This window comes from Variovorax sp. GW458-11-26-14-LB1 (assembly GCF_059423965.1).
Genome location: NZ_JBWKYW010000069.1, coordinates 22,082 through 33,724, shown reverse-complemented (window position 1 = coordinate 33,724; position 11,643 = coordinate 22,082). Strand labels below are relative to the sequence as shown.

The following is an 11,643-nucleotide window of genomic DNA, read 5'->3' as shown; positions in this document are numbered from 1 at the left end:
CTTCCCTCCGCGAATGTCCCCCGGGCTTCGCCCTCCTCCTTGATTTCGCTGCGGGAAGCACCCAGTGCCCTGGGCACGAGGGGCGCTGCGGGTGTTCGCTGATCGCTGTCAGCCGCGCTCCGAGAACAACGCCACGATCACCTGCCGGAGCCACCGGTTGCCCGGGTCGGCCTCGAAGCGCTTGCTCCAGTGCAGCGACACGGTGAAGTCGCGCAGCGGAAACGGCGGCTCGACGATGGCGTAGCCGCCCTCGGCCGCGAAGCCGCGCGCGATGTTGCGCGGCATCACCACCGCCAGGTCGGTGGCGCGCACGATGGCCGGCAGCACCATGAAGTGCTCGGTCGTCAGGCGCAGCCGGTCTTCGAGGTTCAGCAGTTGCAGGATGCGCAGCGTGTCGGCGTGGGTGCGCACGGCCACGTAGTCGAGCTCGTGCAGCGCGGCGAGCAGCGCCTGGCCGCTGCGTCGGCGCTTCACGAAGGGGTGGTCGTGGCGCAGCAGCACGATGTAGCGGTCTTTCAGCAGCTGGGTGCGCTGGGTGTCCTCCACGTGCGGCAAAAAGCCGAAGGCGAAGTCGACCCTGCCGCTGTCCAGCGCGGTGGCGATCTCGCCCGGCGCGAGCGGCATGGTCTCCACGCGCACGCCCGGCGCCAGCTCGCGCAGCCGCGCCATCAGCGCGGGCAGAAAGCGGCCCTCGCCGATGTCGCTCATGTGGATGCGAAAGAGCTTGCGCGAGGCCGCCGGGTCGAAGCGCTCGGGCTCGGCCAGCGCCTGCTGCAGCATGGCCAGCGCCGACTGCACGGGCACCGCCAGCCGCTCGGCGCGCGGCGTGGGCGCCACGCCGCCGAGGCTGCGCGTGAACAGCGCGTCGCCCAGCAGCAGGCGCAGCCGCGTGAGGCCGTGGCTGGCCGCCGGCTGCGTGAGGCCCAGGGCCTCGGCGGCGCGGCTCACGTTGCGGGTGCGGTAGACGGCGTCGAACAACCGGAGCAGGTTGAGATCGACCGCGTCGATATGCACGCCATTCATATTCGATAGCTGGCTCATTGCATTGAAGTATGACGCAGGCCCGCCCACACTCCCGCGTTCTCCCCACGACAAGAAGCACGAGACACGATGGAAGTTTCATTCAGCAAGGAAGTGGAAATGCTGCGCCTGGGCGCGGGCGACACCTTCCACGGCGAGGGCATCCTCGCGATCACCAAGGGCCTGCTGCAATCGGGCGTGGCCTACGTCGGCGGCTACCAGGGCGCGCCGGTGTCGCACCTTCTGGACGTGATGGTGCAGGGCAAGGCCTACATGGACGAGCTGGGCGTGCACGTCGAGGCCTGCTCCAACGAGGCCTCGGCGGCGGCGATGCTCGGCGCGTCCATCCACTACCCGCTGCGCGGCGCCGTGACCTGGAAGTCGATCGTCGGCACCAACGTGGCGGCCGACGCGCTGTCCAACCTGTCGTCGCCCGGTGTGACCGGCGGCGTGCTGATCGTGGTGGGCGAAGACTACGGCGAAGGCGCCAGCGTGATCCAGGAGCGCACGCACGCCTACGCGCTCAAGTCGAGCATGTGCCTGCTCGATCCGCGGCCCGACCTGGGCGTGATGGTGCGCATGGTCGAGCAGGGTTTCCAGCTGTCGGAGGCCTCGAACATGCCCTGCCTGATGGAGCTGCGCATCCGCACCTGCCACGTGCGCGGCAGCTTCGACTGCAAGGACAACATCGCGCCCGCCGTGTCCACACGCGCGCTGATGGACGAGCCCGCCGGCTTCGACTACATGCGCCTGGCGCACCCGCCCGTCACCTTCCGCCACGAGAAGCTCAAGGGCGACGAACGCATGCCGGCCGCGCGCCGCCACATCATCGCCAACGGCCTCAACGAACTGATGCCCGGCCGGCGCCATCCCGACCTGGGCATCGTGGTGCAGGGCGGCCTGTACAACGCGCTGATCCGCAGCCTGCAGCAGCAGGGCCTGGCCGATGCCTTCGGCGACACCGACATCCCGATCCTGGTGCTCAACGTGACCTACCCGCTGGTGCCCGAGCAGGTGGCCGACTTCTGCGTGGGCAAGCGCGCGGTGCTGGTGGTGGAAGAAGGCCAGCCCGAGTACATCGAGCAGGACATCGCCACCCTGCTGCGCCGGCGCGACATCCAAACGCCGCTGCACGGCAAGGACCTGCTGCCGCAGGCCGGCGAGTACGGCGTGGAGGTGCTGTCGGGGGGCCTCGCGGCCTTTGCCGAGCGCTACCTCGGCGCGAGCGAGGCCGCCACGTCAGCGCAGGCCTGGCTGGCCGGCAACCGCGAACGCCGCGAGGCGGTGGCGCGCCGGCTCGATGCGCCGCTGCCCAACCGCCCGCCGAGCTTCTGCGTGGGCTGCCCGGAGCGCCCGGTGTTCTCGGCCCTCAAGCTCGCGCAGCAGGAGACCGGGCCGGTGCACATCGCGGCCGACATCGGCTGCCATGCCTTCGGCACCTTCGAGCCGTTTTCGATGGGCCACTCGATCCTCGGCTACGGCATGAGCCTGGCCAGCCGTGCGGGCGTAGCGCCGATGATGAACCGGCGCACGCTGTCGATCATGGGCGACGGCGGCTTCTGGCACAACGGCCTGCTCACCGGCGTGCAGAGCGCGCTGTTCAACGACGACGACGCGGTGCTGCTGATCTTCAAGAACGGCTACACCTCGGCCACCGGCACGCAGGACATCATCTCCACGCCCGACGACGAGATCAAGGAACGCGCGGTCGACAAGCAACAGAGCCTGGTCGACAAGAACCAGACCATCGAGGCCACGCTGAAGGGCCTGGGCGTGCAGTGGATGCGCACCGTCACCACCTACGACGTGGAGCGCATGCGCAAGACGCTCACCGAGGCGCTCACGAGCGACTTCAACGGCCTGAAGGTGGTGATCGCCGAGGGCGAGTGCCAGCTCGAGCGGCAGCGCCGCATCAAGCCGTGGATCGCCGGCCTGCTCAAAAAGGGCAAACGGGTGGTGCGCGTGAAGTACGGCGTCGACGAGGACGTGTGCAACGGCGACCACGCCTGCATCCGCCTGTCGGGCTGCCCCACGCTCACGCTCAAGGACAACCTCGATCCGCTGAAGGTCGACCCGGTGGCCGTGGTCATCGACGGCTGCGTGGGCTGCGGCCTGTGCGGCGCCAACGCGCACGCGGCCACGCTGTGCCCGAGCTTCTACCGCGCCGAGGTGGTGCAGAACCCGAAATGGCACGAACGCCTGCTGCACGGCCTGCGCAGCGCGATCGTCGGCGCCCTGCGCCCGGCCTGAGAAGAAAGAACAGAGACATGGAACAGAACCGTCCCACCACCCTGCTCGTGTGCGCCCTCGGCGGCGAAGGCGGCGGCGTGCTCACCGAATGGCTGGTCGACGCCGCGCGGCACGCGGGCTACGCGGCGCAGAGCACGTCGATCCCCGGCGTGGCGCAACGCACCGGTGCCACCACCTACTACCTCGAAGTGTTCCCGGTGCCGATGGCGCAGCTGGGCGGCCGGCGCCCGGTGTTCAGCCTGGGCCCGGTGCCGGGCGCACTCGACGCGATCGTCTCGTCGGAGCTGCTGGAGACCACGCGCCAGATCGGCAACGGCATGAGCGCGCCACTGCGCACGCTGGTCATCAGCTCGTCGGCGCGCGTGCTCACCACGGCCGAGCGCATGGTGCCCGGCGACGGCCGCGCCGATGCACAGCGCCTGCTGGACGTGGTCAAGGCCTTCAGCCGCGAGCACCACGTGCTCGACATGGGCGCCATGGCACGCGAGGCCGGCACGGTGGTCAGCGCCGTGATGCTGGGCGCGATCGCGGGCAGCGGCCTGTTCCCGTTCCCGCGCGAAGCCTACGAACGCGCGGTGCGCGGCGGCGACGAAGCCGCACCCGACAAGCTCGGCAAGATGGCCGCCGCCAGCCTGCGCGGCTTTGCCTCCGCCTTCGAGGCCGTGCGCGCGCCGCGCGCCCAGGCCGCCTTCGTGCAGGGCGTGCTGGCCGGCGACGACACGCGCGACGCGCCCCCGCCGCCGCAGGCCCTGCCCGACGACGTGGCGCGCCGCTTTCCGCCGGCCGTGCACGACATGCTCACGCTGGGCCATGCGCGGGTGCGCGACTACCAGGACGGCGCCTACGCCGCGCTGTACGCCGAGCGCCTCGCGCGGGTGCTCGAGGCCGAGCGCGCCGCCGATCCGTCCGGTGCGCAGGGCTTCGCGGTCACGCGCGAAATGGCGCGCTGGCTGGCGCTGTGGATGGCCTTCGACGACATCGTGCGCGTGGCCGCGCTCAAGGGCCGCGCCAGCCGCGCACAGCGCGTGCGGCAGGAAGTGCGCGCGGGCGACGACGACCTCGTGAAGGTCTTCGACCACTTCAAGCCCGGCGCGCCCGAGTTCGCGGCGCTGCTGCCGCCGTCGCTCGCGCGCCGCGTGACCGCCTGGGACCGCGCCCGCCAGTCGCGCGGGCTTGCACCCTGGGCGCTGCCGCTGCAGGTGGGCAGCCACTCGGTGCTGGGCATGGCTTCGCTGCGGCTGCTGGCCTCGCTCACCTGGCTGCGCCGGCGCGGCAGCCGCTTTGCCGAAGAGCAGGCGCTGATCGAGCGCTGGCTGGCCGCCGTCGAGACCGGCACGCGCGCGCACTGGGCGCTGGGCCGCGAGCTGGCGCTGTGCGGCCGGCTCATCAAGGGCTACGGCAGCACCAACGAACGCGGCAAGCACAACCTGCTGCACGTGATCGACGAGCTCGCGGGCCGCGCCACGCTGCAGCCCGCCGCGCGCGCCGAGGCGATTGCGGCGGCACGCGAGGCTGCGCTCGCCGACGAAGGCGGCAAGGCGCTGGACGCCGCGCTCACGCGCCACGGCGCCGCGCCGCGCCCGGTGCAGGCGCAACCCATCCGCTGGATGAAGCGGCCCAAGACAACGACCACGATCTGAGGAGACAAAGAACCATGACCCCACGTTCCGCCCCCGTTTCATCGCGCCGCCTGTTGCTGGCGCTCGCCCTGGCCGGCACCGCCCTGTGCGCGCCCGCCGTGCACGCCGACACCTGGCCCTCCAAGCCCATCAAGGTGATCGTCAACTTCCCGGCCGGCGGCGCGGCCGACCAGCTCGCGCGCGCCGTCTCGCAGCCGCTGCAGGAAGCGCTGAAGCAGCCCGTGGTGATCGAGAACCGCGGCGGTGCCAACGGCAACGTCGGCGGCGAGGCCGTGGCGCGCGCGGCGGCCGACGGCTACACGCTGCTCATGAGCTCGGGCGGCATGGTGTCGGTGAACCCGCACCTGTATGCGCGCATGAGCTTCGACCCCGCCAAGGACCTGGTGCCCGTGGCCGCGGCCGCGCGTGTGCTGGTGTTCCTGGTCACGCGGCCTTCGCTGCCGCCGACCGACGTGAAGTCGTTCATGGCCTACCTCAAGGCCAACCCCGGCAAGCTGTCGTACGGCTCGCCGGGCAACGGCAGCTCGCCGCACCTGGCGGGCGAGATGTTCAAGAGCCAGGCCGGCCTGTTCGCGCTGCACGTGCCCTACCGCGGCGCGGCGCCCGCCCTGCAGGACCTGCTGGCCGGCCAGATCGACTACGCCTTCGACCCCGGCATTGCCCTGAACCAGGTGCGCGCCGGCAAGCTCAAGCTGCTGGCCGTGGGCAGCCCGCACCGCTCGTCGCAGTTCCCCGACGTGCCCACGCTCGACGAGGCCGGCCTGCGCGGCTTCGACGCCGACACGGTGTTCGGCTTCTACGCCCCGGCCGGCACGCCGCCCGAGGTGGTGGCGCAGCTCAACACGCAGATCAACCGCGCGCTCGCGCTGCCGGCGGTGAAGGAGCGCATCGCGGCCATCGGCGGAGAACCGGCACCAGGCACGCCGGCCGACTTCCAGCGCCGCGCGGCGGCCGATTCGCAACGCTTCGGCGCGCTGATCCGCGAGCGCGGCATCAAGGCGGACTGAGCAGCCGGGACAATCGACGGATGAGCAGCACCCCCTCTCCCACCGACGCTCCCGGCAAGGAAGTCGTCTACACCGCACGCGTCGAGTTCGGCGACTGCGACCCGGCCGGCATCGTCTGGTTTCCCAATTTCTTCCGCTGGATCGACGCGGCTTCGCGCCACTTCTTCGCCGAGTGCGGCGTGCCGCGCTGGGAGGAAACGGCCCAGACGCTCGGCGTGATCGGCACGCCGCTGGTCGACACGCACACGCGCTTCGTCAAGGCGGCCAGCTACGGCGACACGCTGCAGATCGCGGTGCGCATCACCGAATGGCGCGACAAGAGCTTCGTGCAGACCTACCGCGTGACGCGTGGCGACGACCTGATCCTCGAATGCGAAGAGGTGCGGATCTTTGCCGCGAAGCGCGAAGGCGGCGGCATCCGCGCGGTGCCGATTCCGCCGACGATCCGCGCGCTCTGCGCGGGCTGAACAAGGCACGCAGGTTCAGGCCGCGTCGCGACGCAGCTGCGCGAGCAGGCCTTCCACGCCGAGGTCGATCAGGTCGAAGGCCTCGATGAAGGCCTGGTGGCCGCCGTACCACGGGTCGGGCACGTCGCCGCCGATGGCATCGGCGAACTCCGAGAGCAGGCGCACCTTGCGCCCCGCATCGCCGGGCGCACGTCGGCGCAATGCGGCGCAGTGCTGCTGCGTCATGCCGACGAGCCAGTCGAAGCGTTCGAAGTCGGCCGCATGCACCTGGCGTGCGCGGTGCGCGGGCATCGCGATGCCGCGCCGCAGGGCCTCGGCCACCGAGCGCGGGTCGGGCGGATTGCCGCGCTCCTCGTCGGAGATGGCGGCGCTGTCGACCTCCACCGCGAAGCCCGCGCGCTGCGCCTTGTGAAGCAGCAATGCGTGCGCGGTCGGCGAGCGGCAGATGTTCCCTGTGCACACGAACAGGATGGCGGGGGGGCTTGGTTTCATGCGCGTCGACTATAGGCACAGCGGACAGGCATTCGGCATAGGCCACCCTACCCACCGCATCCCCCGGTCGGGGGATGCCACGAGGGAGCGAGGGCGAATCGCACCCCCTCTCTCCAATGGACAGCTCCCATATCTTCGGTATCGCCTGACACACCTCCTTGCGCTTCACTACGGCCCTTGGTCAGTGCAAAGGAGGTCACGATGCCCCGACCCAGTCTTCACAGCGCGAGCATCACGCTGAAACTTCCCTTCGACATGAGCGCCGCGCAAGAGGTCGAGGCCCTGCGCGCCGCGGGCATTCCGGTGGACGACCTGGGCAATGCCATCTCGGGCTTCCTGTTCGTGCGCTTCAGCAACGGCTGGCGCAGCGACTCGAACATCTTCCGCTGGTTTCCGGCCCCTATCGAACGCAGCGCGAACGAGGTCCAGCTCCACGTCACGCAGCCCCGACGCAGCCTGTTGCTTCATGCCAAGGGTTGACGCTGCCAATGATGCGGTGCAACAATCCGGAAATCATCATTTCGGAGCCCCGTGCGTGGACAGTGCCAGTTGGATCAGTGACAAGACGCGTGCCTCGGCAGGCGTGACACCCCCGGCCCTCTAGCGCAGGCAGCTCCCGCGCTTGCGGCCGCCGTGTCCGCAGCGCGAACCCCTTGCCCCTCGGGCAAGCGGCTCCCCCTACCGATTCCCGTTGTTCTTCGTCGCTGACTTTTTCAGTCAGCTTGCGTGCGTCCGTGCGCGAGGCCCTTCAGCGTGAAGGAGCCTTGTCATGCGCCAGTTTCAAATTCGTCCGTTGCATCCGCAGGTGCAACCGTCGCACGGTCGCCCGTCGGCGCACGCCGGTGCGCCTGTGCGTGTGAACCTGGCCCCGCACGTCGACGACGAGCAGGCCCTGGACCGCGCCGCCGCGCTGTGGACCACGCGCCGCATCCGCAGCTTCTTCCTGCTGCTCGACCCACCCGGCCACGGCACCACACGCCGCTGAAGCCCGCCCCTGCCACCCCCACAGAACAGGAGGCCCTCATGGACCCGGACCCTTGCTTGCGCCGCTGTGCGCCGCCTTCACTGCCCGATCGATCCCCCATTCACCTCGCAGCCTGCCGCGCTGCGGAGGAGCCCCGCCGGCTGACTGCTGAGTAAGCACGTCGTCACGGGCGTTTCCTTCCTTCGCGGCGCGCCGCACCCGAAGGAGAAACACCCATGACCCGCGAACGCCTGCGGCGTGTCGTGCGGACGGCCACGGCCGCCCGTTCCAACGCCCGCCCTCTTACCTTCCGCCGCCGCGCGCCAAGCCGCGCCTGGCTCGCCACGCTCTGCGGCCTGGCCGCCACGCAGACCCACGCCGCCGGCGGACACCATTCGGTGGACGACGCCGCCATCCTCGATCCGGGCCAGTGCCAGATCGAGACCTGGGCTGGCCAGCGCCTCGTGCACCTCGGCCCGGCTTGCCGCGTCGGCCCTGTCGAGCTGGGCCTGAACCTCGAACGCGAGCGCGGTGCCGACGGCCGCACCGTGCGCGCCGGCCCGCAGATCAAATGGACCTTTGCACTCACCGACACGCTGAGCACCGGCGTGCTCGCCTCGGCCACGTGGCAGCGCAGTGATGCCGGCCACGCCTCGCTGCGCCTGGCCGACAGCAGCGTGGTGATCCCCGTCACCTGGCAGTTCGACGACGCCTGGCGCGCCCACCTGAACCTGGGCCGCGACTTCCATCGCGCGCAGCCGAGCACCAGCCACTCGGGCGCGGCGCTCGAATGGGCCGCCCTGCCCGCGCTGTCGCTCGTGGCCGAGCGCTTCCGCGAAGGCGGACGCAACGCCTTGCGCGCCGGCCTGCGCTGGACGGCCACGCCGTCCGTCAACGTCGATCTCAGCCATGCCCGCGACCTGGGCCACGACGGCCCGCGCGGCTGGACGCTGGGCCTCACCTGGGCGTTCGCTCGCTGAGCGCCCCCCCACAGGAGAAGAACAATGAAAAACGTCCTGAAGTCCTTTTTCGAAAGCTTCCTGCGCAGCCGCCACATGCGGCACCACTTCGAGCGCTGGCAGACGCTGCTGAGCGCCAAGCCCAGCAGCCTCGGCTCGGCCGCGATGCCACCCGAGATCGCCAAGGCGCTGGCCACCGCCTCGCACACCGACGCGGGCGAGGTGCTGGTGCGCATGAACAGCTCGTCGCAAGGCCTCACCGAAGCGCACGCACTGGCGCTGCGCAAGCGGCTGGGCAGCAACGAGGTGCGCCACGAGCAGCCGCTGCCGTGGTGGAACCACCTGTGGCAGTGCTACCGCAACCCCTTCAACCTGCTGCTGACGGTGCTCGCGCTGGTCTCGTACATCACCGAGGACACGAAGGCCACGGTGGTGATCGGCAGCATGGTGCTGCTGTCGACCGTGCTGCGCTTCCTGCAGGAGTCGCGCTCCAACAAGGCCGCCGACCGGCTCAAGGCGATGGTCAGCAACACCTCGACGGTGCTGCGCCCCGCGCCCGGCGAGAAGGCCGGCCGCGCCGGTGACGACGGCTTCGACCTCGCGCACGCCGGCACGCAACGCATCGAAGTGCCGATGCGCGACCTCGTGCCCGGCGACGTGATCGCGCTGTCGGCCGGCGACATGATCCCGGCCGACGCGCGCCTGCTCTCGGCCAAGGACCTGTTCATCAGCCAGTCGGCACTCACCGGCGAATCGATGCCGGTGGAGAAGTTCGCCGCCACCGCGGCCGACCACCAGGCCGGCGTGCTGGAGCGCGACAACCTGCTGTTCATGGGCACCAACGTGATCAGCGGCACCGCCACCGCGGTGATCGTGCACACGGGCGAGCGCACCTTCTTCGGCGCGCTGGCCCAGCGCGTGAGCGCGACCGACCGCGGCACCACCGCCTTCCAGGCCGGCATCAACCGCGTGAGCTGGCTGCTGATCCGCTTCATGCTGGTGATGGCGCCGCTGGTGCTGGTGATCAACGGCGTGACCAAGGGCGACTGGTGGGAGGCGGCGCTGTTCGCGCTGTCGATCGCGGTAGGCCTCACGCCCGAAATGCTGCCGATGATCGTGACGGCCACGCTGGCCAAGGGCGCCGTCGTGATGTCGCGCCGCAAGGTGATCGTGAAGCGGCTCGAAGCCATTCACAACTTCGGCGCGATGGACGTGCTGTGCACCGACAAGACCGGCACGCTCACGCAGGACCGCATCGTGCTCGAACGCCACACCAACGCCTGGGGCGAAGACTCCGACCACGTGCTGCAGCAGGCCTACCTCAACAGCTTTCACCAGACCGGGCTGAAGAACCTGCTCGACAAGGCCGTGCTCAGCCACGCCGAGGTGCAGCTCGACACGCAGCTGCAGACAAGCTGGCGCAAGGTCGACGAAGTGCCCTTCGACTTCTCGCGCCGCCGCATGTCGGTGGTGGTGGCGCACGGCGAGGACGAGCACCTGCTGATCTGCAAGGGCGCACTCGAAGAGATCCTGTCGGTGTGCACCTCGGTCGAACGCGGCGCCGAAGTGCTCGCGCTCGACGCCGACGTGATGGCGCGCATCCACCGCGTGGCCTCGGAGCTCAATGCCCAGGGCCTGCGCGTGGTGGCCGTGGCCAGCCGCACGCTGCACGCCGACGCGCGCAAGCCGGCCTACGGCGTGGCCGACGAGGCCGGGCTCACGCTGCTGGGCTACGTGGCCTTTCTCGATCCGCCGAAGGAATCGACCGCGCCCGCGCTGCAGGCGCTGGCCGCGCACGGCGTGGCGGTGAAGGTGCTGACCGGCGACAACGAGCTGGTCACGCGCAAGGTCTGCGGGGACGTCGGCATCGACGCCGGACGCATGGTGCTGGGCCACGAGGTCGAGCGCATGAACGAGGCCGAGCTGCGGCAGGTGGTCGAAATGCGCCAGGTGTTCGCCAAGCTCACGCCCGCGCACAAGGAGCGCATCGTGCAGGCGCTGCATGCCAACGGCCATGTGGTCGGCTTCATGGGCGACGGCATCAACGACGCGCCCGCGCTGCGCGCCGCCGACATCGGCATCTCGGTGGACGGCGCGGTGGACGTGGCCAAGGAATCGGCTGACATCATCCTGCTCGAGAAGAGCCTGATGGTGCTGGAGCAAGGCGTGGTCGAAGGCCGCCGCACCTTCGCCAACATGCTCAAGTACATCAAGATCACGGCCAGCTCGAACTTCGGCAACGTGTTCTCGGTGCTGGTGGCCAGTGCGTTCCTGCCCTTCCTGCCGATGCTGCCGCTGCACCTCCTGGTGCAGAACCTGCTGTACGACGTGTCGCAGATCGCGATCCCGTTCGACAACGTGGACGAGGAGTTCCTGAAGACGCCGCAGCGCTGGAACCCGGCCGACCTGGGCCGCTTCATGGTGTTCTTCGGGCCGCTGAGCTCGGTGTTCGACATCCTGACCTACACCGTGATGTGGTTCGTGTTCGCAGCCAATTCGGTGGAGCACCAGACGCTGTTCCAGTCGGGCTGGTTCATCGAGGGCCTGCTGTCGCAGACGCTGATCGTGCACCTGATCCGGACCCGCAAGATTCCGTTCCTGCAAAGCCGCGCGGCCTGGCCGCTGCTGGCGATGGGCGCGGCCATTGCGGCCGTGGGCATCTGGCTGCCGATGGGGCCGCTGGCGCACTACTTCAAGCTGCAGGCGCTGCCGCTCGCGTACTTCCCGTGGCTGGTGCTGATGCTGGTCGGCTACGCGACGCTGACGCAGGCCGTGAAGGGCTGGTACGCACGCAAATACGGCTGGCAGTAAGACAACAAGAACCACCCGGCGGACGCAGGGTCG

Annotated in this window: 10 protein-coding genes; 8 read left to right on the top strand and 2 right to left on the bottom strand. The window is 70.0% G+C overall.

Annotated elements, in window-relative coordinates:
* Nucleotides 1-108: 108 nt before the first annotated feature.
* The gene (locus AC07YS_RS29545; RefSeq protein ID WP_390345768.1) at nt 109-1,023 is read right to left on the bottom strand and encodes a LysR family transcriptional regulator; all 915 of its coding nucleotides are present in this window, start codon (nt 1,021-1,023) and stop codon (nt 109-111) included.
* Between the two features lie 87 nt (nt 1,024-1,110).
* Between AC07YS_RS29545 and AC07YS_RS29540 the strand changes: the two genes are divergently transcribed.
* Genes AC07YS_RS29540 through AC07YS_RS29525 form a run of 4 tightly spaced genes read left to right on the top strand, consistent with a single transcriptional unit; the run spans nt 1,111 to nt 6,384 of the window.
* On the top strand, nt 1,111-3,270 hold the full coding sequence (locus AC07YS_RS29540; protein WP_495270073.1) for a thiamine pyrophosphate-dependent enzyme: 2,160 nt from the start codon (nt 1,111-1,113) through the stop codon (nt 3,268-3,270).
* Between the two features lie 17 nt (nt 3,271-3,287).
* Nucleotides 3,288-4,910 carry an indolepyruvate oxidoreductase subunit beta family protein gene (locus AC07YS_RS29535; protein ID WP_495270072.1) on the top strand — a complete coding sequence of 541 codons (1,623 nt, stop codon included), beginning with the start codon at nt 3,288-3,290 and terminating at the stop codon, nt 4,908-4,910.
* A gap of 14 nt (nt 4,911-4,924) precedes the next feature.
* Nucleotides 4,925-5,917: a Bug family tripartite tricarboxylate transporter substrate binding protein gene (locus tag AC07YS_RS29530; RefSeq protein WP_495270071.1), complete on the top strand. Its 993-nt coding sequence runs from the start codon at nt 4,925-4,927 to the stop codon at nt 5,915-5,917.
* A gap of 20 nt (nt 5,918-5,937) precedes the next feature.
* Nucleotides 5,938-6,384 (top strand): acyl-CoA thioesterase, encoded by a 447-nt coding sequence (locus AC07YS_RS29525; protein WP_495270070.1) that lies wholly within the window; start codon nt 5,938-5,940, stop codon nt 6,382-6,384.
* 15 nt (nt 6,385-6,399) lie between these two features.
* Here AC07YS_RS29525 and AC07YS_RS29520 read toward each other — a convergent pair whose 3' ends face one another.
* Nucleotides 6,400-6,876, bottom strand: coding sequence for a low molecular weight protein-tyrosine-phosphatase (locus tag AC07YS_RS29520; protein WP_495270069.1), 477 nt, complete (start codon nt 6,874-6,876; stop codon nt 6,400-6,402).
* Nucleotides 6,877-7,077: 201 nt separating this feature from the next.
* Between AC07YS_RS29520 and AC07YS_RS29515 the strand changes: the two genes are divergently transcribed.
* The 4 genes from AC07YS_RS29515 to mgtA all read left to right on the top strand — a co-directional run bounded on the left by AC07YS_RS29515 (nt 7,078) and on the right by mgtA (nt 11,610).
* On the top strand, nt 7,078-7,356 hold the full coding sequence (locus AC07YS_RS29515) for a hypothetical protein (RefSeq protein ID WP_492685990.1): 279 nt from the start codon (nt 7,078-7,080) through the stop codon (nt 7,354-7,356).
* Nucleotides 7,357-7,645: 289 nt separating this feature from the next.
* Entirely contained in the window at nt 7,646-7,861 is a 216-nt protein-coding gene (locus AC07YS_RS29510) for a hypothetical protein (protein ID WP_495270068.1), read from the top strand.
* A gap of 215 nt (nt 7,862-8,076) precedes the next feature.
* Nucleotides 8,077-8,820 (top strand): PA4824 family protein, encoded by a 744-nt coding sequence (locus AC07YS_RS29505; protein WP_495270067.1) that lies wholly within the window; start codon nt 8,077-8,079, stop codon nt 8,818-8,820.
* 24 nt (nt 8,821-8,844) lie between these two features.
* Nucleotides 8,845-11,610 carry a magnesium-translocating P-type ATPase gene (mgtA, locus tag AC07YS_RS29500; RefSeq protein WP_495270066.1) on the top strand — a complete coding sequence of 922 codons (2,766 nt, stop codon included), beginning with the start codon at nt 8,845-8,847 and terminating at the stop codon, nt 11,608-11,610.
* Nucleotides 11,611-11,643: the final 33 nt, after the last annotated feature.